The sequence below is a fragment of the Glutamicibacter nicotianae genome (genome assembly GCF_006539525.1).
Taxonomy (GTDB): domain Bacteria; phylum Actinomycetota; class Actinomycetes; order Actinomycetales; family Micrococcaceae; genus Glutamicibacter; species Glutamicibacter nicotianae.
On the sequence record NZ_BJNE01000021.1, the window covers coordinates 15872 to 38768 of the forward strand.

At 60.8% G+C, this 22897-nt stretch carries 22 protein-coding genes; 10 read left to right on the forward strand and 12 right to left on the reverse strand.

Annotated features, from left to right (window positions below; translation table 11 throughout):
• The first annotated feature begins 23 nt into the window (after positions 1-23).
• Positions 24-1787, forward strand: a complete 1764-nt coding sequence (locus ANI01nite_RS15230; protein WP_233125405.1) for an FMN-binding glutamate synthase family protein — start codon at positions 24-26, stop codon at positions 1785-1787.
• Here ANI01nite_RS15230 and ANI01nite_RS15235 read toward each other — a convergent pair.
• The 4 genes from ANI01nite_RS15235 to ANI01nite_RS15250 form a co-directional block, all read right to left on the reverse strand.
• Positions 1784-2848: an enoyl-CoA hydratase/isomerase family protein gene (locus ANI01nite_RS15235; protein WP_121867273.1), complete on the reverse strand. Its 1065-nt coding sequence runs from the start codon at positions 2846-2848 to the stop codon at positions 1784-1786. The two genes, ANI01nite_RS15230 and ANI01nite_RS15235, sit on opposite strands and share 4 nt — an antisense overlap.
• A 59-nt stretch (positions 2849-2907) precedes the next feature.
• On the reverse strand, positions 2908-3813 hold the full coding sequence (locus ANI01nite_RS15240; protein WP_038991624.1) for a LysR family transcriptional regulator: 906 nt from the start codon (positions 3811-3813) through the stop codon (positions 2908-2910).
• A gap of 46 nt (positions 3814-3859) precedes the next feature.
• Positions 3860-4123, reverse strand: a complete 264-nt coding sequence (locus ANI01nite_RS15245) for a hypothetical protein (RefSeq protein ID WP_038991625.1) — start codon at positions 4121-4123, stop codon at positions 3860-3862.
• A gap of 135 nt (positions 4124-4258) precedes the next feature.
• The gene (locus ANI01nite_RS15250) at positions 4259-4732 is read right to left on the reverse strand and encodes an Lrp/AsnC family transcriptional regulator (protein WP_174787695.1); all 474 of its coding nucleotides are present in this window, start codon (positions 4730-4732) and stop codon (positions 4259-4261) included.
• Between the two features lie 218 nt (positions 4733-4950).
• Here ANI01nite_RS15250 and ANI01nite_RS15255 point away from each other — a divergent pair, with 218 nt between their 5' ends.
• Complete coding sequence (locus ANI01nite_RS15255; RefSeq protein WP_307723217.1) at positions 4951-6216, forward strand: MFS transporter; 1266 nt, start codon at positions 4951-4953, stop codon at positions 6214-6216.
• Between the two features lie 21 nt (positions 6217-6237).
• Complete coding sequence (locus ANI01nite_RS15260) at positions 6238-6717, forward strand: hypothetical protein (protein ID WP_141359010.1); 480 nt, start codon at positions 6238-6240, stop codon at positions 6715-6717.
• Here the strand turns inward: ANI01nite_RS15260 and ANI01nite_RS15265 are convergent.
• The 3 genes from ANI01nite_RS15265 to ANI01nite_RS15275 all read right to left on the reverse strand — a co-directional run bounded on the left by ANI01nite_RS15265 (position 6704) and on the right by ANI01nite_RS15275 (position 9837).
• On the reverse strand, positions 6704-7696 hold the full coding sequence (locus tag ANI01nite_RS15265; RefSeq protein ID WP_141359012.1) for an LLM class flavin-dependent oxidoreductase: 993 nt from the start codon (positions 7694-7696) through the stop codon (positions 6704-6706). The genes ANI01nite_RS15260 and ANI01nite_RS15265 overlap by 14 nt on opposite strands.
• Positions 7697-7823: 127 nt before the next feature.
• A complete protein-coding gene (locus tag ANI01nite_RS15270) occupies positions 7824-8027 on the reverse strand; it encodes a cold-shock protein (protein WP_013349999.1) in 204 nt (67 codons plus the stop codon).
• Positions 8028-8319: 292 nt separating this feature from the next.
• A complete protein-coding gene (locus ANI01nite_RS15275) occupies positions 8320-9837 on the reverse strand; it encodes an MFS transporter (protein WP_121867270.1) in 1518 nt (505 codons plus the stop codon).
• Between the two features lie 134 nt (positions 9838-9971).
• Between ANI01nite_RS15275 and ANI01nite_RS15280 the strand changes: the two genes are divergently transcribed.
• Together ANI01nite_RS15280 and ANI01nite_RS15285 are read left to right on the forward strand one after the other, a co-directional pair.
• Complete coding sequence (locus tag ANI01nite_RS15280; protein ID WP_038991629.1) at positions 9972-10526, forward strand: TetR/AcrR family transcriptional regulator; 555 nt, start codon at positions 9972-9974, stop codon at positions 10524-10526.
• 17 nt (positions 10527-10543) lie between these two features.
• Positions 10544-11800 (forward strand): MFS transporter, encoded by a 1257-nt coding sequence (locus ANI01nite_RS15285; RefSeq protein WP_141359014.1) that lies wholly within the window; start codon positions 10544-10546, stop codon positions 11798-11800.
• On the opposite strand, the gene ANI01nite_RS15290 is transcribed toward ANI01nite_RS15285, so the two are convergent.
• Entirely contained in the window at positions 11797-12453 is a 657-nt protein-coding gene (locus tag ANI01nite_RS15290; protein WP_038991632.1) for a trimeric intracellular cation channel family protein, read from the reverse strand. The two genes, ANI01nite_RS15285 and ANI01nite_RS15290, sit on opposite strands and share 4 nt — an antisense overlap.
• A 60-nt stretch (positions 12454-12513) precedes the next feature.
• Positions 12514-13053 carry a DUF1697 domain-containing protein gene (locus tag ANI01nite_RS15295; protein ID WP_073707914.1) on the reverse strand — a complete coding sequence of 180 codons (540 nt, stop codon included), beginning with the start codon at positions 13051-13053 and terminating at the stop codon, positions 12514-12516.
• Between the two features lie 75 nt (positions 13054-13128).
• On the opposite strand from ANI01nite_RS15295, the gene ANI01nite_RS15300 reads away from it, so the two are divergent.
• Positions 13129-15078, forward strand: a complete 1950-nt coding sequence (locus ANI01nite_RS15300) for a S9 family peptidase (RefSeq protein ID WP_141359016.1) — start codon at positions 13129-13131, stop codon at positions 15076-15078.
• Here the strand turns inward: ANI01nite_RS15300 and ANI01nite_RS15305 are convergent.
• Both ANI01nite_RS15305 and ANI01nite_RS15310 read right to left on the reverse strand, forming a co-directional pair.
• Positions 15075-15485: an RNA-binding S4 domain-containing protein gene (locus ANI01nite_RS15305; RefSeq protein ID WP_038991637.1), complete on the reverse strand. Its 411-nt coding sequence runs from the start codon at positions 15483-15485 to the stop codon at positions 15075-15077. The two genes, ANI01nite_RS15300 and ANI01nite_RS15305, sit on opposite strands and share 4 nt — an antisense overlap.
• Positions 15486-15529: 44 nt before the next feature.
• Positions 15530-15832, reverse strand: a complete 303-nt coding sequence (locus ANI01nite_RS15310) for a hypothetical protein (RefSeq protein ID WP_255314571.1) — start codon at positions 15830-15832, stop codon at positions 15530-15532.
• Positions 15833-15958: 126 nt separating this feature from the next.
• On the opposite strand from ANI01nite_RS15310, the gene ANI01nite_RS15315 reads away from it, so the two are divergent.
• The 3 genes from ANI01nite_RS15315 (at position 15959) to ANI01nite_RS15325 (ending at position 19850) form a co-directional block, all read left to right on the forward strand.
• Positions 15959-18391, forward strand: coding sequence for a Tex family protein (locus tag ANI01nite_RS15315; RefSeq protein ID WP_371858980.1), 2433 nt, complete (start codon positions 15959-15961; stop codon positions 18389-18391).
• Between the two features lie 145 nt (positions 18392-18536).
• Positions 18537-19037 carry a ferritin gene (locus ANI01nite_RS15320; protein ID WP_038991642.1) on the forward strand — a complete coding sequence of 167 codons (501 nt, stop codon included), beginning with the start codon at positions 18537-18539 and terminating at the stop codon, positions 19035-19037.
• A 99-nt stretch (positions 19038-19136) separates the two neighbouring features.
• Positions 19137-19850, forward strand: coding sequence for an SH3 domain-containing protein (locus ANI01nite_RS15325; protein WP_141359022.1), 714 nt, complete (start codon positions 19137-19139; stop codon positions 19848-19850).
• A gap of 16 nt (positions 19851-19866) precedes the next feature.
• Here ANI01nite_RS15325 and ANI01nite_RS15330 read toward each other — a convergent pair whose 3' ends face one another.
• Complete coding sequence (locus tag ANI01nite_RS15330; RefSeq protein ID WP_141359024.1) at positions 19867-20532, reverse strand: response regulator transcription factor; 666 nt, start codon at positions 20530-20532, stop codon at positions 19867-19869.
• A 422-nt stretch (positions 20533-20954) separates the two neighbouring features.
• Between ANI01nite_RS15330 and ANI01nite_RS15335 the strand changes: the two genes are divergently transcribed.
• The coding region (locus ANI01nite_RS15335) for a choice-of-anchor G family protein (protein WP_141359026.1) at positions 20955-22897 on the forward strand (1943 nt) is incomplete at its 3' end.

The following is a 22897-nucleotide window of genomic DNA, read 5'->3' on the forward strand; positions in this document are numbered from 1 at the left end:
GGACGTACTAGGCTCGCAATATGATGCGAATAGTGGTTCTCCTGTTTCTGGCTGTCCTATTCACTGGCTTCGTGGTGACGGCGATCCTTGCCGGCACCTCCGGAGAATGGGTCTGGTGGATCCTTGTCGTGCTGACCGGTTTGCTGGTGCTGCTGGGCATCAGGGACCTGTCGCAGAAGAAGCACGCGATCCTGCGCAACTTCCCGATCGTCGGGCACGCCCGCTACCTTTTCGAATTCATCCGCCCCGAGATCCAGCAGTATTTCATCGAGCGCAACACCGATGGACGTCCCTTCAGCCGCGATACCCGCTCGCTGATCTATGCACGGGCCAAGGGCGCAGATAGCCACAAGGCCTTCGGCACGGAGCTGAACGTCAATGAAGTCGGCCACGAATACCTGCTGCACTCGGCGGCCCCGGTGGCCCCGTCCACCTCGCAGCACCGCGTCCGGGTGGGCTCCAGCCAATGCTCGAAGCCCTATGAGATTTCGCTGATGAACATCTCCTCGATGAGCTTCGGTTCGCTGTCCGCCAACGCCGTGCTGGCCATGAACAAGGGAGCGGCGACGGGCGAGTTCGTCCATGAAACCGGCGAGGGCGGGCTGACCAAATACCACCTGGAATACGGTGCCGACCTGTTCTGGGAAATCGGTTCGGGCTACTTCGGCTGCCGCACCCCGGAAGGCCGCTTCAACCCTGAAACCTTCGCTGCCAAGGCGAGCCACGAGAACGTCAAGGGCATCACCATCAAGCTCTCGCAGGGCGCCAAGCCCGGGCTCGGCGGCGTGCTGCCAGCTGCCAAGGTCACCGAGGAGATCTCTGCGGCCCGCGATGTCCCCATGGGCGTGGACTGCATTTCGCCCGCCAGCCACGCAGAATTCTCCACCCCGCGTGAATTGATGCATTTCGTGGCGAAGCTCCGGGAACTGAGTGGCGGCAAGCCGGTGGGGATCAAGTTCTGCGTCGGTTCCCGCACCGATGTCATGGCCTTGTGCAAGGGCATGCTGGAAACCGGAATCCTGGTGGATTTCATCACCATTGACGGTGCCGAGGGCGGCACCGGCGCCGCCCCGCTGGAATACGAAGACCATGTTGGCGCGCCGCTGACCGAAGGCTTGATGCTGGTGCACAACACCTTGGTGGGTGCCGGGTTGCGCGATGAGATCCGCCTCGCCGCCGCGGGCAAGGTCGCCAACGGCTCGGACATCATCAAGCGGCTGATCCAGGGGGCGGACTTCACCTTCTCGGCACGCTCCATGATGATGGCCACCGGCTGCATCCAAGCCCAGCAATGCCACACCAACCACTGCCCGGTTGGCGTGGCTACGCAGAACAAGCGACTGATGCGCGCACTGGATGTGGAGGACAAGGGGCACCGCGTCTACAACTACCATCGCCTGACCGTCACCGAATGCGCGCAGATCATAGCATCGATGGGGCTGACCAGCCCGGAGCAGCTAAACACCAGGATGCTGCGCCGCCGGGTGAACCTGCAGTCCACCCGCTCCTACGCTTCGCTGTTCCAGTGGCTGCGTCCCGGCGAGCTGCTAGAGGACATTCCAAGTTCCTGGAAGGAGGATTGGGATGAGGCGGATGCGGACCACTTCGGCGAGCATGCGCCGCTGGACTATGCGGCACCCAGGAGCGTGGACATCACCCCGTCGACGGTCCACGAACCAGAAGATGCGGTGAGCGCGCCGCGCATCGAGCCGAGGGAATCAGCAAAGGTGCGCCCGGTGCATGCAGATGTCACCCGGCCCGAGGGCAAGCCCGGGGCCGATAGCTAGTCTTCGGAACCAGCAGCCAGGGACCGCAAGGCTGCGTGGTCGACGTCGTCCAGCGAAGCCGGAATCCATGCGGGATTGCGGTCCTTGTCAATGACCTGGGCGCGGATGCCCTCGGCAAGATCCGGGCGGTGCATCAGGTAGCGGGCCGAGCGCAGCTCGCGGTCCAATGCCGAACGCAGGTCCTGCTCAGCACGGGCGGCACGCACGTTGTAGAACGCGCTGGCCATGCTGGTGGGGCAGTTCGCCGCCAGCAGCTGCGCCGCGCGCTGCGCCGCGGGATGGACCATCTGCCCCAGGCGCTCGATGACTTCCTGCGGGGAGCCGGCGCTGAAAGCATGGTCGATCCAGCCGCGATCCATCTCCAGTGCGAAGGACTCCGGGGCTCCGTGCATGACCTCGATGGCCGCCGCGATCTCGCCGGCATTCAGCCCGGCGAATTCCTCGAGCTCATCGAGGATGTTCGCGGCGAATTCCTCGGTGACCACGACGTCGGCGAAACCGAGAAGCACTGCATCTGCTCCGGTGAAGGACTGCGCGCTCATGGCGTAGTACTCGCCGAAGTGTCCCGGTGCGTTGGCCAGCAGGTGGCTGCCGCCCACATCAGGGGTGTAGCCGATCTTCGCTTCGGGCATTCCCATGGCGGCGTTCGGGGTCACCAGGCGCACCGGTGCGTGCGAGGCCAACCCGATGCCTCCGCCCATGGTGATGCCGTGGGCAAGGCTGATCAGCGGCTTGGGGTAGGCGGAGATCAGATAGTCGAGCTCGAATTCGGCGGAGAGCAGATCGGCAAAATCCTGGTGCCGTCCGGTGGTGACCGCTGCATGGAAATCGGCAATGTCGCCGCCGGCGCAGAAGGCGCGTTCGCCGCGGCCGGTGAGCAGTACCAGGGAAATCGCCGGGTCCGCGGCCCAGGCGCGCAGCACCCGGCTCAGCTCGGTGAGCATCTGAAGGGTCAGTGCGTTGAGCTTGCTGGCGCGGTTCAGCTGGATGTGGCCGATGGGGCCATGCACGGCCGCGATGACCACGCTGTCACTGGAAATTGCAGGGCTTGGGTTCTCCACCGGGGAATTCCTCTTTCTTGGGACTCAGGCGGCCATCGCTGGGGCCGCGGCGCAATGAATTAGCGGGAGAGGACCTGGGCGAGCCGGTCCAAGACCAGCGCTGCCTTCGGCTTCTTCGAATTCTCCGGCTTCAGCGCGAAGATGGAGCGGGCCAGGCGGATCTCTGGTGCATCCACAATGCGGATGCCTTCCGGAGCGTTGGCCATGGCCAGATCGGGGACCAATGCGGCTCCCAGACCCGAGGACACCAGGCTCAGCGACGCATTGAAGTCATCGCAGTAGGCGGCCACCTGCGGGTGGATGTTGTAGGACGAGAACAAGCGGGAAATCAGGGTGGCGTCCGAGGTGCCCGGGTGGTGGAAGATCCATGGCCATTCGGCCAATTGGTCCACGGTCAGCTGGGAGTCCTCGGCGATGGGCCAGGATGCGGGGATGACCACGCGGAACTGGTCATCGCCCAGCCAGGTGCGTTCAAGGGATGCCGGCCAGGACAGCCCTCCGGGGCCTACCTGGAAGATCAGTGCGAGGTCGAGGTCGCCGCCGGTACCAAGGCCCGCGACAGTCTGCTGGGGTTCGCCGATCCACAGGCGCAGGTTGATGCCCAGGGAGGACCAATCCGGGGCCTTGAGAATTTGCGGCAGTGCGTAGGTGGCCAGCGACGGGAAGATGCCAAGCTTGATTTCCTCAAGGTCGGTAGCTTCGGTGGAGATCGTGGCGACGTCCGCCATGAGCGCGTCGAGGTCGGTCAGGACTCGTTTGGCGTGGCGCACCATGCGCAGCGCGCCGGGCGTCGGGGTAATGGAGCGTGCGCCGCGCAGGAACAGCGTGGTTCCGGTGCTCCGCTCCAATGCTGTCATCTGCTGGGAGACAGCGCTGGCCGTGTAGCCCAAGCGGGTTGCGGCCGTGGCAAAGGAACGATGCGCCACCACTTCGAGCAATGTGCGCAGATGAACTGGATTAATCACTTCTAAAGTCTATGGCCTTTAGCCCAAGAATTGCTTAGCCCGCGGACTAGAGTTCATCCTCAAGATCAACGAGTTCCGAACTTTCCCCGTCCTCGTCATCTTCTGAGGCGAATTCGTTGTCCAGATCATCCTCGGTTTCCAGATCATCGTCATAGAGGTAGTGGCGTTGTGCCAGCGGGTCGAGATTGCGCATCGTCTCGGGCATGTCGCTGGAGCCCTCGTAAGCCTGGGAATCCCGTCCGTCATCCGGTTCGTAGATATCGTTGCCGTATTCCGGCGCAAATTCTGTGGTGTCGAAATCCTTGCTCATTGCGTACTCCTTCGTCGAATACGAGGGATCCGCCGGAAGCCGGGGATTTACCTCGTGACTTCTCGTATTCCCAGAGTAGGACCCGAATACTCGAAACGAAAGACTTGTTTTCTGCAGTGGAAAGTGAATGACTTCCTAGTGGTCATGTTCCGCATAATGCTCCAGCAGGGGAGCGGCACGGTAGGCCAAATGCGTATGGAGCGCGAAGGTTGTTTCCGAACGGGTGACCCCCTTGATGCGCAGGATCTGGCGCAACGCCGATTGCAGCTGGTGGGTGTCGGTGGCGATGAGCCGCACCCAGACATCGCCGCGTCCGGAGGTCTCATGGATTTCGAGCACGTTGGGGATCTGGCGCAGTGCGGTGATTACCGAATCCAGGTCGCGGTGGTTCACTTCCAGGGTCACGAAGGCCAAGACGTCATAGCCGAGCTTGCTCAAATCGATGTCGCGGCCGCCATCACGCAGGATTTCGGCACGCTGCAACCGGCGCAAGCGCGACTGCGCTGTGTTGCGCGCAACACCGACCTCATCTGCGAGTTCAGAGATCTGGATGCGGGGATCCTTGATCAGCGCGAGCAGCACTTTCAGGTCTATATCATCTAATCGCACTATATGCTCACTCCGGGTCAACTACGGGGCCAAATTTTTGAACAAACTGCTCAAATTCTAGCAAGAAATATCCCTGGTTGCTTCTGGTGAGCGGATATTAGTGATTGAACGGTCTGTTGCAGTAGACAAACGCAAGCAGAACGCTCAACTCACCGGTGGGGCAGCGAGTGGCCCCACCGGTAAAAACTCTTCCGGGCACCTTTCTTGCCCAATTGGTAGTGGCTACTTTGATTCTGGGAGTGAATTTGTCGGTCATCAGCGAGCTGCGCATGCAGCCCATGAACCATCGCGTCATCTCCTGGAACCCGGGGCTCACCGCCCGGCTGGTGATCACCGTGGCAGTCAGCTTCCTGCTGCTGGTCGGGGCCAACCTGGCCACACCGTTATACCCGGCGCTGCAGGCCGAATTGCACCTGGGCGCCATGGGAACCACAGTGGCCTTCGCAAGCTATGTCTGTTCGCTGATGGTCTTCCTTTCCACGGTGGGGCACTGGTCGGATCATATCGGCCGCCGTGCAGCTCTGGTGGTAGCAGTCGTCGTCTCGATCGCCGGTACGCTCGTGTTCGCTTCGGCCAGCAATCTGCTGGAACTGTGCCTTGGCCGTGGTCTGCAGGGCACCGGGGTCGCCTTGGCTACCGGCGCCAGCGCAGCAGCGCTTCGCGAGCTGCTTCCATCCCGGCCAGAGTGGGCCTCGCGCTTCACGTTGCTGGCATCTTCTGGAGGTGTCGCCTTCGGTCCGGTTCTCGGCGGCGCGCTAGCGGATCTGCCCGGTGGACGCCACACAGTGTTCGTGGTGCAGGCATTCTTGCTGCTGCTGGTCTTGATTCCCTTGAGCACCCTGCAGGCACGTCCCGCAATCGCGCTGGCCGAACGCGGTCAGCGGAGCAAAGCACTGGCCCCACGCCGCTTGGGCATCCCCAGCTCGGCGCGGGAGCAATTCTGGCTCGCTGCCCTGGTCGGCTTCTTGAGCTTTGCCATCTTCGGGTTCGTGCTGTCGTTGGCCCCGGGCTATTTTGCCGGTGCCTTCGGCTTGGAGTCGCTGTTGGCCATTGGCCTGATCGCCGGCCTGCCCTTGGGCATCTCCGCCCTGTCGCAGCTGGTGGTGCGTGGCGGGAAGAGGCTCCTGCCGATTGGACTGGGGCTGATGGCGACCTCCACCGTAGGGTTGGCGGTGGCCGCCGAGCATCGCCAGCTGGCCTGGGCGATCGCTGCCTTGGTGCTCCTTGGCCTGGGCCAGGGCATTGCTTTCCGCACCGCATTCGCCTCCGCTGTTGATGCGGTCAGCGACCAGCAGCACGCCCAGACGGTGTCCACCATCTACCTGGTGACCTACCTTGGCAGCGCTGTTCCGGTCATCGCGCTGGGCTGGGCCGTGGGAGCCTTCGGGCAGCAGCAAAGCATCTTGGTCTTCTCCCTCTTCTGCTCCGCGGTGGCCGCTGCGCTCACGCTCTGGGCATGGATGGGACTGCGCCGAGCACGCTAGGATCCGGCGTACTGTGGAAGCATGACTAGTTCTCTGCAGACCCCCTCCACGGGCGCCAAGTGGGCTGTGGCCGCACGGATCTACATTCCTGCACTGTGGCTCGGCCTGATTATCGGCATCTCGTTCATCGAGGCGCCACTTAAATTCACCGCACCCGGGATTACCATTCCCTTGGGTTTGGGCATTGGCCGCCGGGTCTTTTTCGCCATGAACATGGTCGAGATCCTGTTCTTCATCGCCCTGCTGGCCGGTTCGCTCAAGCATGGTGCCGGCAAGGCATGGAGTTGGGGCGTAGGACTGGTCGGACTGATGCTGCTGCTTAAAACCGCAGCGATCCGCCCTGGACTTTCCGCGCGTACCGATGCGGTACTTGCTGGAAATTCGGATGGCGGATCGCTATGGCACTATGCCTATATTGGCGTCGAGTTCTGCTTGACCCTCGCCCTGGTGGCGCTGCTGGTGATGGCAGCAAAGCGCTGGATCGGAATTACTGGGCAATAGCCAGCTGGCAGGCCTCGGCGGTAATCATCACCGAATCCAGCCGGGCCTGCTCCTCGGTGGGGTAATGGATGGTGATCAGTTCATCCGCCTGCGCTGCCGAAGCGAAGTGGCGCAAGTATTCAGCTACCTGCTCCCCGGTGCCCACTGCCGTGTAGCGCATCATGTCCAAGATCTGCTGCGCCTGCGGAGTATCCATGAGCATATCGATCTCCGCTTCGGTGAACTCCTTCTTCGCCGAGCGTCCGATGAAGCTGGCGACCCGATGGCGCTGGGCAACTTCCAGCAGTTCATGCGCGCGCTCGGCAGTTTCCGCAGCCAGTACGCCTACTCCGGCAATGACATACGGTTCAGCCAGCTGCTCTGATGGGGTGAATTCGTCGCGGTAGATGCGGATTGCCTCATGCAGCGCCGCAGGTGCGAAATGCGAAGCGAAGGAATATGGAAGGCCCAGCTGGGCTGCGAGCTTTGCGCCGAAAAGCGAGGATCCCAAAATGTACAGCGGGACGTTGGTCCCTGCACCCGGGGTTGCCGCCACGGTGGGAACCCGGGAATCGCCAGCCAGGTAAGCCTGCAGTTCCAGCACGTCATGCGGGAAGGAATCTGCAGCCGAGGGATCACGGCGCAAGGCGCGCAAGGTGGTCATGTCGGTTCCCGGGGCGCGGCCCAAGCCCAGGTCGATGCGGTCGCCGTAGATTTCGGCCAGCGTGCCGAACTGCTCGGCGATCACCAGCGGGGAGTGGTTCGGCAGCATGATGCCGCCCGAGCCCAGCCGGATGGTTTCGGTGTGGTGGGCAATGTGGCTGATCAGCAGCGAGGTCGCGCTGGAAGCGATGGTGGGCATATTGTGATGTTCCGCGTACCAGACGCGTTCATACCCATGGCGTTCTGCGGTTTGCGCCAGTCGGACGGAGGACTTGAAAGAATCGGAAATCGTTGACCCGGGTGCAACCGGTGCCAGATCCAGAATAGAAAGCTTCACATCCGGTACAACCGCCGATAGCTAGGAAGTATTCCTGCAATTACTGCCGCAGACGCAGGAAACGGCTACCCGCTGTGCGGATAGCCGTTTCCTGGGCTAAGTCTGGCGTAAGTGCCAAAGCCCTGCTTTAGAGAGCGCGAATGTCTGCAGCCTGCAGACCCTTTGGACCCTCAACGACTTCGAACTCCACCTTCTGGCCCTCGTCCAGGGTGCGGAAGCCCTGGGTCTGGATTGCGGAGAAATGTGCGAAGACGTCTGGATCGCCGCTGTCTGGAGCGATGAAGCCGAAGCCCTTTTCAGCGTTGAACCACTTGACGATTCCGGTTGCCATATTCTTATTTGGTCCTTTCAGACGTTTCTCGCCGTTTAGCTGGCGAGCTTGGTTGTAATCTACGCACCGTTCGGCATCCGGGAAGGATGACGAATGATGCGAAGCAGCCAAGTCATTCACTTCACGTCTAGAAGGGGCTCGCGTCAACCGAGGTGGTAAGACATTCACAAACTTCTAACGGGTACTTCGCGAATTACTTTGGAACTACATTGCCTAGCCTACGTGTTTGCTGGCGACAAATGAACAACTTTGAACCAATTAATCAAAAATTTGGGTAACTGGTTCGCCGAGTTCATCGAAATGCCGGTTTGATAACGCGGAACACCACTGCGGCGGCGATCAGCGACAAGACGGCGGCAATGCCTGAGGTGAGCACCACGCCGTGGTCGAAGGCCAGCGCGGCGGCGTCCAGCAGGGCTTGCGCGTCGGCAGGCTGCAGCGAAGCGGCCACCTGATGTGCACCACCCAATGTCTCACCTGCCAGCTGCGCCTGGGTGTCGGTGAGCGAGCCTGGAACCAGCAGCCGAGAGGTATAGACGGTATTCAAGATGGTTCCCAGTACCGCGACACCCAGCACCGATCCCACCTCGTAGGCGGTTTCCGAGATGGCCGAGGCCGCGCCGGCCTTGGAGGCTGGAACCGCGGCGAGCACCATGTCATTGGACAAGGTCTCGGTCATGCCGATGCCCGTGCCCAGGACAGCGAATGCGGCCAGCAGCAAGAAGGTGTTGGAGCCTTCTCCTGCCATGATCACCATGAGGTAGGCGACCGCGGAGAGGATCAGGCCAATGGCCATGACATTCGGCGTGCCGAAACGGCGGGACAGTGCCACCGAGAGCAATCCGAAGCCCATGGTCAGCACCAGGCCGGGTGTCATCCAGAGCCCGGCCTGGAGCGGGGAGAACCCTGCAATGAGCTGCAGATGCTGGGAGACGAAGTAGATGAAGCCCACCAGCGAGAAGATGCCGATCAAGTTGACCATCAGCGCGCCCGAGAACAGCGCGTTGCTGAATAGGCGGACATCGAGCATCGGCTGCTGGGACTTGAGCTGGCGGCGCACGAAAGCAACGCCGCACACAATGGCGAGGACGATGGCCGCGGCTGAGAAGTACCACGGCGCGCTGACCGCGGTCTTGATCGCGTAAACGAAAGGCAGCAGGGTGAAGACGACCAGCAGGATCGAGAATGGATCCACACGGCCAGGGTTCGGGTCCTTGGATTCGGGAACAAGGATCATGCCGCCGATCAGCAGGGGAAGCAGCATTGGCACGGCCATCAGGAAGACCGAGCCCCACCAGAAGTGCTCCAGCAGCACGCCGCCGACAATTGGGCCCAGCACTGCGCCGCCGGAGAATGCAGCCGCCCAGACCGCAATGGCAGTGCGGCGTTCAATATCATCCGGGAAGATGTTTCGGATCAGCGACAGCGTGGCCGGCATCAGCATGGCGCCGAAGATGCCCAGCAGGGCGCGGGCCGCGACCAGCTGTGTGGCGTCCGTGGCGAAGGCTGCCAGTGCCGAGACCAGCGCGAAGCCGGTAGCGCCGATCAGCAGCAGCTTGCGCCGGCCGATGCGGTCGCCCAGCGAACCCATTGGCACCAGCAATCCGGCCAGGATCAGCGGGTAGATGTCGATGATCCACAGCAGCTGGTTTCCGGTTGGGGACAGCGCTTCGGTGATTGCCGGCACCGCGAAGGAAAGCACGGTGTTGTCGACGGAAATCAGCAGGACGGGGAACAGCAGGACAACCAGCGCCGCCCAACGGCGCGGCTTGCTGAGCATGAGTGCGCGTTCGGAGATATTCGAGGTCATGACGTTCGCCCTTGGGTAGGAAGTGGAATGCGCGGTTCTCTGCCGCAATTAGTAACTGTACCGTCTAGACGGTACAGTTACAATTGTTGGTAAAGTCAGATCGATCACGAACTATGCCCTGGAAAAGGAGAACTATGGCTCGCCCACCCGCTGCCCGCGGCAAAGTGCTTGACGCCTACATCGCACTATTGTGCGAAGAAGGGGAGCGGGCTGCCACGCTGGACGCCACGGCCGCACGCGCTGGAGTCTCCAAGGGAGGGCTGCTGTACCACTTCGCATCCAAGGAAGCCTTGGCCGACGCAGTCATCGAAGCCGCGGAGGAGCATGTTGCCCGGGATGCAGAGTCGATGCGCACCGCGGCGGAGGGCGCGTCGGTTTATTACGTGCGCACCAGCGCGGAAGTCGATACCGAACTGGACCGGCATCTGGTGGCCCTGCAGCGCCTGGCCCAGGCCGGGGTCAAGGCGGCGACGGAGAAAATCGAGAGCACCAATGAGCGGTGGTACCGGTGCATTCTGGATGAAGTCGGCAGCAAGGACATCGCGCATCTGGTGATGCTTGCCGGCGAGGGGCTCTACGCAAACCTGGCCCTGCCCGGGACTTGGTACGAGCGTAATTTTGATGGTGAGCTCGATCGCTTACTAGAGTTGGTTTCGAAAATAAAAAAGTTGGGAAACCTCAACGAATAGCGAGCAGGTAGAAAACAATGAAGAACCAGAGCGTTGCTTCTCCAATCAGTGGACGAGTTGGAGCGCTGCTTGGCATCCTGCTGCTGGCGCTCTCGCTCCGCGCCGCAGTGGTCTCCGTATCCCCACTGCTCTCCCGCATTGAGTCGGACGTCGAATTCACGGAGTTCACCACCGGCCTGCTGGCCATGCTCGCACCCATTGCGTTCGCGGTCTTCGGGTTGCTCACCCCGCGGCTGATCAAGGCGTTCGGTCTGGAAAAAACCCTGATGATCTCGCTGGCATTGGCAGTCATCGGCCAGGTCGCCCGGGTCTTCATGCCCGAGGTCTACTCCTTCCTCGCCCTGTCGATCATCACCTTGGCCGGCTACGGCATGGGCAACGTGGTGCTGCCGCCATTGGTCAAGAAGTACTTCCCGGACCGCATCGGCATGGTCACCAGCGGCTATGTCACGATGCTGGCCGTCGGCACCTGGATGGCCCCGCAGTTCTCTGTCCCGCTGGCCAACCTCAGCGACTGGAAGGTGTCCATCGGCTCCTGGGCCGCCCTGTCTGGCATCGTCCTGGTGCCGTGGCTGGTGCAGCTCGTCGCCGACCGCGGGACGCAACGCCCGGATAACCCGGTGCACCCCAGCGGGATCGCGCAGCCGATCGCCAAGATCAACCCCTGGAAGTCTAAGGTGGCATGGGGCCTGGCAATTTTCCTGGCCGGAAACTCGGCACAGACCTACGTCTACTTCACCTGGCTTCCGCCGTACCTGCAGGACCGCGGCCTGGACGAACTGGCCGCCGGCAACATGCTCGCGCTCTTCGCCATCCTCGGCCTGCCGGTCAGCCTCCTGGTCCCGCTCTGGGTGCCACGCCTGAAGCACCCGATCATTGCAGTGCTGGTCTTCACCGCCTGCTGGATCTCCGGGCACCTGGGCATCTACCTGTCGCCAACGCAGAACACGGCGCTGTGGATCTGCCTGGCCGGGCTCGGGCAGGGCACCTTCGCCATCGCCTTGCTGATGATGAACCTGCGTTCGCGCACCACCTACGGCTCGGGGGTGCTCTCGGGCTTCGCCCAGGGCCTGGGCTATGCCGGTGCCGCGGTGGTTCCGATGCTCTTCGGCGTGGTGCAGAAGGCCACCGATTCGTGGGGAGCCGCCTTCTCCATGCTGGGCGGCTGCGTCGTGGTGATGCTGATCGGTGCGATCATCATCAACCCTCCGCGCACCATCGAAGACGATTCGCCAGGCACCGAAGAGCTGGGCAAGCTCGAGCGCATCGACTAGTAGTGGCGCTGGGGGCCATCGTTGCTCCCAGGCGCGGGATGGGATCGATGCCAATGGCCCGCGGCCAACGGCACCGACCAGCTGAAGCGGATGGACGCGACGCGGATGGCAAACGCCAAGGCGGCAATGCCCGCACCGACGGGAACGTTCATCACACCCAGATGCCATGCCACGGCGGTAAGCGCCGCACCCACCATTGCGGCCAGCGCATAGATGTCGCGCGGGTTGAACAAATCCGGGGTCACATTGGAGATGACATCGCGCATCAAGCCGCCGCCTACGCTGGTGATGACACCGAGCAGGACCGCGGTGACCGGATTGAAGTCGTTTTCAAGGGCCTTGAGCGTACCGGTGACGCAGAATAGGCCCAATCCTGCCGCATCGAAGAGCTGGACCAGCCGGTGCAGCTTCTGCACCGCGGGGGTAAATGCATAAACGCAAAGGGCAGCGAGCACCGGAGGCACAAAGTAGACCGGGTGCTCGAACGTCGCTGGTGATTGATTGAGAATCAAATCCCGCACCACTCCGCCGCCCAAGCCGCAGACTCCGCCGAGGAAGGCCGAGCCGAGCAGGTCGAAGCCGCGGCGCGCAGCCATCAAGGAACCCGCGACGGCGAAGAAGAAGATGCCAATGAGTTCGATCAGGATGTACATTCCGGAGCCTTTTGCAGGTCAATCAGGGGGACAAGGCTCAATTATTGCTCACCGGAGATCTCAGCCAAGAATCTTTGCGACCTTGACCAGGGTGTTGTGGTTCCGGGTCGTCACCAGCCGGTGCTTCGCCTGGGCGTCCATGAGCTTCCCGATGGGATTCGTGGTGCTCTGCCCCTTGCGGACAATCCATGCCACGGCACGGTCCTGGACCAGATGGGTTGCGGGCTCAGCCAGGTCCTGGATGGCAGCGCCCAACGCCTGGGCATCCGCAGCTGATTCGCAGAGCGTGAAATACCCGTGGTGCTCGCTGGCCGGTTCAGGCAGGGGCAGCGGGAAAGGCTGGGACAGCCGCTGGACCTCCTTGACGGTGCAGACAATCGTGGGAATCGGTCGCTGGTAGTGCTCGGCCAGGACCGCATCGCATTTTTCCTTGACGGCCAGCGGGTCGTCGGTGCGTGCGCTGAGCACGGCATTGCCACTGGCCAGTAGTGTTTTCACGTCGGTGAAACCAGCATCTTCTAGCAGATGGACCAGGTCTTTCATCAGGACTTTGACCCCGCCGACGTTCACACCACGCAGGAAAACTGCATATCTCGTCATGGATCAATCCAAGCGCACTGAATTGATGCTTGTCGAGGGTCGTGATGAATCGCAAAGATCGCTAGGATCAAGAATATGCCTAAGCACTTGCCCTTTGGATCCTGGCCATCATCGATTTCCGCGCATGACGTTGCAGCAGGAACCAAGCCACTGGGCGGTGCCTGCTTCTACGGGGACAAGCTGATTGTCCAAGAAGGCCGTCCCGCCGAGGGCGGGCGCATCACCCTTATGGAATACGGCACCGACGGCACGCCCGGCGCAGAACTCATCCAGTCCCCGTACAACGTGCGCTCCCGAGTCCACGAATACGGCGGCGCCAGCTGGATGCTCATTGAAGGCAGCACGCCGGCCATTGTCTTCGTGAACTTCTCTGACCAGCGGGTGTACTCCCAAGCCGCAGGCACGCACAACCCGACGGCACTGACTCCGGCTAGCGGCAACGGCGCCGATCCGCAGCTGAGATTCGCAGAATTCACCGAAGGCCCGGAAGATTCCATCCTGGCCATCATGGAAGACCTGCGAGCAGAACCGGTACGCCATATCGTGCAAATCCCGCTGGACGGCAGCGCCGCCGAGGACCTGGACAAGATCCGCGTGCTCAGCGCCCCGGCACGATTTGTCGCAGCGCCTCGGATGAATCCAGCTGGAACGCGGTTGTCCTGGATCAGCTGGGAACACCCGAATATGCCGTGGGACTCCACCGAACTGCACCTGGCCGATTTCGCTGGCGAAGGCGAACTCAAGGACACTGTCATTGCTGGTGGAGCAGATATCTCGGTCATGCAGCCAGAGTGGCTTGATGATGACCAGTTGGCCTTCATCTCCGATGCCAGCGGCTGGTGGAACCCTTACCTCTACCAGGACAGCTCGGCGCGCATCACCCGGCTGGTTGACCGTCCCGCAGAATTCGCTGGCCCGCTCTGGCAGGTAGGTACCGGGTGGTACCTGGCAGAAAGCGCCCGCACCATGCTCTGCTCCTACGGCACCGGCACCACCAGACTGGCACGTCTGCACGCGGATACCGGGGGACTGGAGGACTTCGACCTGCCGTTTACCCGCATCCGCCCCTACGAGCTGCGTGAAGGCTGGCTGCTTGCCGGCACGTCATCGATGACCCAGGGCGAAGAAATTACCTTGATCAACCTCGATACCCTGGAGCATCACGCGGTGACCCGTGCGATCGCCCAGCAGCCGGACCCAGCGATGCTTCCAGACGTCGAGGAATTCGAGTGCAAGAACCTCGCGGGACAATCCGTCCATGCCTTGCTCTACCGGCCATCCCAGGAAGGCTATGCAGGAATGGAGGGCGAATTGCCGCCATTCGTCACCTTCGTGCACGGCGGGCCGACCAGCCAGGCTTCGCCGACGCTCAGCGCCACGGTGGCCTACTACACCTCCCGCGGGATCGGCGTCGTTGACGTGAACTATGGCGGCTCCACCGGCTACGGCCGTGAATACCGCAACCGCCTGCGCGGTGCCTGGGGCGTAGTCGATGTGGCCGATACTGTCGCCGTGGTCAATGCGCTGGTGGCGCAGGGTATCGCCGACCCCGCACGCATCGGCATCGAAGGCGGCAGCGCTGGCGGGTGGACCGTGCTGTGCGCACTGACCTTCTCGGATGCCTTCACCGCAGGCATCAGCCGCTACGGAGTCTCGGATCTGGTGGGCCTGGTGCAGGACACCCACGACTTCGAATCCCAGTACATGTTCTCGCTGGTGGGACCGTACCCGGAAGCCGCTGAACTGTATGAAAAGCGCGCGCCAATCAACCACGTGTCCAAGATTTCCTGCCCGGTACTGCTGCTGCAGGGCGATGAAGACAAGGTGGTGCCGCCGGCGCAGTCGCAGGTGGTGGCTGACGCGCTCGCCGAACGCGGCATCGACCATGCCTACATCCTCTTTGAAGGGGAACAGCACGGTTTCAGGAAGTCGGAGAACATCATCAAGGCGTTGGAAAGCTCCCTGGCTTTCTACGCGCAGATCTTCGGATTCACCACCGACGTTCCGGCGATAGAGCTGTCCTAGAACAGATCAGCATCTGGCGCTGGGGCCTGCCAGGAATCCCGCAATCGGTCCATTTCGCGGCGGTCTTTCTTGGTGGGCCGGCCGGCGCCACGCTCGCGAATCGGTACCTGGGGAATGATCAGGCGCTCGCGGGGCGGGGTGTGGTCGATGTAGCACTTGGCGGCAACGGGCGCGCCAACACGCTTCGAGATTAGCCCGCTGACTTCCAGATCGCGGTCGAAACCGTCTTTGCGCACACGGATGCGATCACCGGAAACCACAGCTTGAGAAGCTTTTACCGGGTCGCCGTTCAAGCGGACGTGCCCGGCGCGGCAGGCGGTGGTCGCTGCCGAACGGGTCTTGTAGATGCGCACCGCCCACAGCCATGCATCGAGACGTACTTTGCCGCTTGTTGGAATTTCGACCATGAGAAAAGTCTAGATCAGCCGGTACTTGGTGCGGCCAACGGCGACTAGTTGGAAATTGTCGCTTCGTCGCAAATCTCGACCAGGCGCTGCTGCAGGGCTTCAGGTGCGTGGTCTCCGGAGTTCGCCAGCTCTTGGAGCACATCAACCAATTCCTGTGGCAGGCCGCCGCCTTGAACTGATTTCACTATGGATGAGAGGACGCGAAGTTCGCTTGCGTCGATCGTGCCGTCCTGGACGGGAGCGCAGGCCTGGCGCACGATTTCCTTGGACGCTGCATCAGTCAGCTGGTTGGCTGCATCGGCCGCAGTGTCCTCGACAAATGCGCATCCGCTGCTCAAAAGCGCCATGCTTGAAATAGCAATTAGCGCCGCTGACTTTCGAACTTTCACAATCCCCATAACAACAAATCATAGCTACGGAGATTGAGTTTCTGCTGAATGCCAACCGAGTCGATCATCAGAAGATCGGACCGCATGATGCACAATGGATCGGTGACTAGCGAGCAGAATAACACCGCAAAAGACAGCGCGACCGGGCAGCACATCATTGCCCAACTGGCCAGGGAACTTTCCAGCGAATCCGCTGTGGCACCATGGCAGATCAAGGCAGCGATCGAGCTCTTGGACTCCGGATCAACGGTTCCCTTTATTGCCCGCTACCGCAAGGAAGTCACAGGCATGCTCAGCGATAGCCAGCTGCGTTTGCTCGAAGAACGTCTGCGGTACCTGCGCGAGCTGGAGGACCGCCGAGCGGCTGTCCTTGAAGCCATTGCCGAAGCCGGAAAGCTGACAGACCAGCTGGCCCAGGCCATTCGTGCGGCCGGCACCAAGGCGGAGCTCGAAGACCTTTACCTGCCATTCAAGTCAAAGCGCCGCACCAAAGCGCAGATTGCCCGCGAAGCCGGATTGGAACCCCTGGCTGATCTGCTGCTCTCTGATCCATCGACGGATCCGGTGCAGGCAGCTGCCGGCTACCTGAACCCGGAGGCAGGTTTTGCCACCGATGCCGATGTGCTGTCCGGCGCGCGTTCCATCGTGACCGAGCGGGTATCCCAAGACGTTGTTCTCGCTGGGGAATTGCGCGAACGCCTGTGGAAGACCGGAAAAATCGGTGCCAGCGTCGCCGCCGGCGCGACCGCGGAAGGACAGGGAAAGTACTCCGATTACCTGGACTACGTGGCAGATCTTGATCGCTTGCCCTCGCACCGGGTCCTTGCCCTGTTGCGCGGCGAACGTGAAGGGGTGCTGAATCTGCAGCTTGCCGAAGCTGACCCACGGGATGAACAGGCTTTGGCCGACGCCCGCGGCAATTATGAGAACGCCATTGCCGCGTCCCTGGGGCTGAATGTTCCTGGCGATGCACCTGCCGCCAAATGGATTGCGCAGACCGTGCGGTTGGCGTGGAAGGCCCGCCTGCTGACCCGTTTCGAATCCGACCTGCGTTCGCGATTGTTCGAAGCCGCCGAAGATGAATCGGTGAAGATCTTCGCGGCGAACCTGCGCGACGTCTTGCTGGCTGCGCCGGCTGGCAACAAGGCCGTGCTGGGCTTGGACCCAGGCCTGCGCACCGGTGTGAAGGTTGCCGTGGTGGACCTGACCGGCAAGTCGGTGGAAACCGCGACGATCTATCCGCACGCACCAGCCAATAAGTGGAATGAATCCATCGCAGTGCTGGCTAATCTGGCAAAGAAGCACGGCACGACGCTGATTGCGGTGGGCAATGGCACGGCCGGGCGTGAAACGGACCGCCTGGCGGCTGAAGTCATCAAGGCGCTGGGCGGCGAGGGCATCAGCAAGGTCATCGTGTCGGAAGCTGGCGCTTCGGTGTACTCGGCCTCTGAACTGGCCAGCCAGGAACTGCCGGATATGGATGTGTCGCTGCGTGGCGCGGTATCGATTGCCCGCCGCTTGCAGGACCCGCTGGCCGAGCTGGTGAAGATCGATCCGAAGTCCATCGGCGTGGGGCAATACCAGCATGATGTCACTGCCTCGAAGCTGGACCGCGCACTGGACGCGGTGGTCGAGGACTGCGTGAATGCCGTGGGCGTCGATGTGAATACCGCATCGCCGTCCCTGCTGGCCCGTGTGGCCGGCGTAGGACCATTGCTCAGCCGCAACATCGTGGATCACCGCAACGCCAACGGACCGTTCGCCACCCGCAAGGATTTGCTGAAGGTACCGCGTCTGGGAGCCAAGGCTTTCGAGCAGTGCGCGGGATTCCTGCGCATCACCGGAGGCAAGGAGAAGCTCGACGCGTCCTCGGTGCATCCTGAAGCCTACGCGTTGGCCAAGACCCTGCAGGCCAGCGCCGAGGCCCAGGGCCGCCGGCTTGAGGAGCTGAACCCGCAGGACTTCGCCACTGAGCAGTTTGGCGAGCCAACCATTCGCGACGTGATCGCCGAGCTGCGGCGGCCTGCCCGTGACCCGCGCGGTGAGTTCGTGACGGCTACGCTGAAGGAAGGCGTTGAGTCCATCAAGGACGTCAAGCCGGGGATGATCATGGAAGGCACAGTCTCCAATGTCGCGGCTTTCGGTGCGTTCGTGGATCTCGGTGTCCATCAGGACGGCCTGATTCACGTCTCGGCAATGAGCAACAAGTTCATTTCGGATCCTCGCGAGGTCGTCAGCTCCGGCCAGATTGTCAAGGTCAAGGTGCTGGACGTGGACATTGCGCGCAAGCGCATCTCGCTGACCCTGCGCCTGGACGATGAACTGCCCGCGGCCGGGGAAACAGCCAAGGGCTCCGGACCGCGCGAGCGGAAGGGGCAGGGAACCGGTGGTTCTGCACGCACTGGCCAGCACCGGAACGGGCAGAACCGAAATGCCCGTTCCGCCCAGGGCAAACCTGCTGCGCCGGGCAACACCGCGATGGCTGAGGCACTGCGTCGGGCAGGGTTGGGCAAGTAGATTGCGAGCGGTTCGGTTGGCCTAACCTAGGTTAGTATCGGCTATGTTAACTTGATCCCAACTTGGGATGATTCCCTAATTCAGGTTGGACTAAGTGAGTCCAAACTTCGGTGACAAGGCGCTTGTGCAGGGTTATTCTGGTGGCATGGAACTTACAGGAAAACTGGCAGAAGCCTTCAGCACCCAGGTAACTCTCGAACTAACCGCAGCCACGGTTTACCGTCAGCTGGCAGTTGAAATGGACGTTTTGAGCCTCCCAGGCATTGCTGGTTGGTTCCGCGCCCAGGCTGGCGAGGAAATCGTGCACGCGGAAAAGTTCATGACCCACATGACCGACCGTTCGGCACACCCGAAGATTGGCGAGCAGCCTGCACCGACCGTGAACGTGAACAGCGTTGCCGACGCGTTCGCTGCCTCGTTGGCGCACGAGCAGAAGGTCTCCGAAGCAATCCGCGAGCTGTACCGCTTGGCACAGACCGAGGGAGACATCGACTCCATGCCGTTGCTGCACTGGTTCATCGACGAGCAGGTGGAAGAGGAAGCCACCGTTAGTGAAATCCTGGACCGCGTCAAGATGATCGGCAACGACGGAAGCGGCCTGCTGCGACTGGACGCAGAACTCGGCTCGCGCTCTTCCGCATCCTAAGAGGCTGCGAAGCACGCATCTTCTAAATATGGAATAAACTTAGGGAAGCAACCGGTGGTTGCTTCCCTAAGTTTTTCAGTTGAGGTGGTCGTGAACCAGGTGGGCTTTCCACATCAGTCGGCGCGGACGTCGTCCGTTGCCAATACCCACCGGACGACTGCCTCGCTCAAGCTGCGCAAGGGCGCCGGCCGCCACTATGTAGTGCAAAGCCATTTGGAGCAAGGCACCGAGCTGGTGCTAATCGAGGTCAAGGGCTCGTGGGCGCACGTTCTCGTGCACCATACGTATGGTTGGTTGCCGAATATCTATCTTGAACCGATTCCAGCGGTATTCGACGAGCCGGCAGTTGCAGAAGACGATGACGAACTAGCCGAGCCGGTTCTTTCACGTTATTCATTGATCGAAGCCACCCATATGACGACAGCTACGTTGAATCTGCGCAAGGGCGGCGGCACCGGTTATCCGGTACTCAAGGTCATTGACCAGGGATCCAAGGTCCGCTCGATGCTCCAGCAGGGCCTATGGTCCCAAGTGCAGTGCGGCAAATTGCTCGGCTGGGTTCCAAGCATGTACTTGCAGGAGATTCCATCGCGTCCAGCCAAAGGCGGATTGATTGCCGTTCCCAACCAGCGTGCGCTGACCACCATTGGCTTGAACGCGCGTCGCGGTCCTGGCGATCACTATTCGTTGGCGCGAATCCTGCCTGCAGATACTGCAGTTGTCATTGTGGCCCGACAGGGCGCGTGGCGGCGGATCGACCGTGACGGCGAAGAAATGTGGATCCCCGCCAGCCAACTACGCACGGCGTACTAACGGCCGTGCCCTTTCGCTAGACGATTTGCAGATCTGCTGAAGTAACTAGACCGCATTCCGTAGCAATGACCGCAAGCTGCACCCTATTGGTCACGTCCAGTTCCTCCATGATGCGTGCCAAGTGGAGCTTAACGGATCCTTCGGAGATGTGCGCGATGCGTGCGATCTGCGAATTCGTAAGGCCAGCCGCGACCAAGCGTGTAAGGCTGCGATCACGTTCACTAAGTTTGCGTACGGCAGTTTTCTGCGTTGCTCGGCGGACAATACTCGTTGTCGGCTCCCAGCCATCTTCGGGTTGGGCAAACAGCTGGTACCCGGCGATTAGCATCCGCAAGGCACTGGGCAATTCCGAACTGATGGAACTTTTCGAAAGCAGCGCCGAACTGCCTGCATCGTAGGCCTGTGTGATCTCGTCGCGACGGTATCGGGTAGCAAGCACGACAATCTTGGTAGTTGGTGTCTGTTCGGCGATTTCCCGGATCGAGCTGAGCAGGTCAGTCCCGTTCAGCGATGATTCCATAATGACAACATCTGGCTTCAACTCGCTCGCCGCTTCAACAGCCGCTGACATGCAATCCGAAACATGTTCGATCTCCATGTCCTTGGCCTCGGCTAGGACGCCAGCAACCCCGGCCCGCGAAAAATGGTCACTATCGGCCAGATGAATACGGATATGCGACATACAAGAATCCTCAGTGCTTAAAACCCACAGTTATCCTTGCCAAGCCTTTTCAACACATTCACGTGTGCGGCGAGCTAGCAGGTGTTTCACAGTCTATGGTCAACTGGCCTAATTCGTTAGCTTGACAGGTAGCATTACAAGGCTATTGTCACATTGTTAATTTCCTGTTCAGGTAAATTTTCAGGTCAGAATCCGAAAGTAGATTATTTACTCTAATGGCATGAACTTAAATTACTAGTCAGTATTACCTGCTGGTCATTGATTTTGGCCGTCTGGCTAAGAAGTTTGACCTGAGTATGCAAAGAAATGGCTGAAAGAAACCTGTGAGCCGAGGTTCATCCAACATAGGGTCAAATATGGAGCTCTTTGGAGTTCCCTAGATCACAACCAACTTTTGGAGGATAGTGGTGCAAGCAGATAATTTGCCACCAGCTAAGGGCGGGAAGCTCAAGGCGGCCCGTCCGGTGCTCGCTGGCGCAGTCATCGCGAGCCTGTTCGTGGCTCCGACCGTAACCGCAGCATATGCAGCTCCTGAGGATCATTCAGAAGCATTCGGCCAGGTCATCAATGTCGACGGACTCGGGCTAGAAGTAGCTGACGCCGGCTACTCATTCTCGGCCAACCCGAGCTCGCCTGAAGCCCAGGCAAACCCATTGAACGTTGCGGCGCTTAACGGAGCGCTGGATCTGACGCTTCCGACCATCAACCTTCCAGTAATCAGCGAAGATGGAACCGGCCTCCTTGACCTCGGTCAGGCCGGCGCACTGTCCTCCTACGCGATCGCTGATACCCCAACCCATGCCAAGGCTTCGGCAGGCGTGCTGGGTGCCGACGGTGCATTGGCTGTTGACCAGAATACTGGCGAACTAGCAACCGTCGATCTAACCAAGCTGTTCAGCCAGATCGGCGCCGACGGCTTGACCGAAGCAGTTCTCGACGAGGCTCAACTGCAGCTGGGTGCACTAGGCTCCACGACTGAGCGCACCGATGGTGCGGATCCAACGCACGAGTACCAGATTGCTTCGGCGACTGTAGACCTGCATAGCCCACTGCTCACCGAGCTCAACGGGACCCTAACTTCTACCACGACCGCACTCGGTACCGCATTGGATGGCCTGGTTGGCGAAGGCGGGACGGTATCCGATCTCGTTGCTGCCCTCAACGGCATCAACCTCAATGTACTCGTTGCTCAGGTTGGCCTGTCCAATTCCCAGCTGACCATCAATGGACTGGATGACGTCGTTGGAATCGCAAACGGAGTGTTGTCCGAAGAATTGGTCTCGGAATCGGGTTTGGTTTCGGTGAACTTAGGTGCCGGGACTGTCAATATTGACCTTTCCAAGGTGGTCGAAGGCGGACTGAACGACCAGCCAGCCAACACCAAGTTGCTGGATGACGCAATCGCGCAGCAGATCAGCACTGAGCTGACTGGACTGCTTGACGAAGTCGTCACCAACCTGACCACTGCCGTTAACGATGCTCTCGCAACAGCGACGTTCACCCTGACCGCAGATGTAAACGCTGAAGTTGCCTTCGTTGACGTTGTCGATGGCGGCATCAATATCAGCGGTTCGCTTGCCGATCTCCTGAATGGCAACAGTGAAGCCTTCACCGTTAACAACACCCTGTCACTCCTCTCGGGCAGCCTAGACCTGACTGCAGTTCTCGATGCCGTTACCGATTCGGTATTCGCTATTTTGGATTCGACTCTGACGGAAGTGACCGCTGTGGTCGATGGGCTTCCAGGGGCCCTGAATGCTGCCGTTGCCAATGTCGTCGCGCCACTGATTGACGGAGCGATCGAGCCACTGCTTGAAGGTGTTCTGGAAATCACCATCAACGAGCAGGGCACGATTGCAAGCTCGGAAGTGAACAACCTTGCTGCAACTTCTGCCGCTGCGCAGACTGTCGCCCCAGCTCCCGAGGGTGAGCTGAACTACGTTACGGCTTTGGCAATTGACGTTTTGCCTGATGCTGCGGCGCTTGCAGTTGGCGTTGATCTGGGTACCTCGGCAGTTCGTGCTGCTGCTGAGTACGCTGATGTCGTTATCACCAGCCCGGTACCCACCGACTCCTTCACTGATGGTGACGATGTCGTAGTAACTGGTACCGGCGAACCAAACACCGATATCGAGGTTAGCCTCGATGGTGGAAGCACTGTCACCGTTACGACTGACGAAAACGGTAACTGGACCACTACGTTCCCAGCCGTCCCTGAGGGGCAACACACCATCACCGCAACGGACGGATCCTCCGAAGATCAAGTAACCATTACGGTTGATCCTGCTGAAACGGGCGTAGACGCAACTGCTGATTCGACCGCTGACGCTACTGCTGATTCGACCGCTGACGCTACTGCTGATTC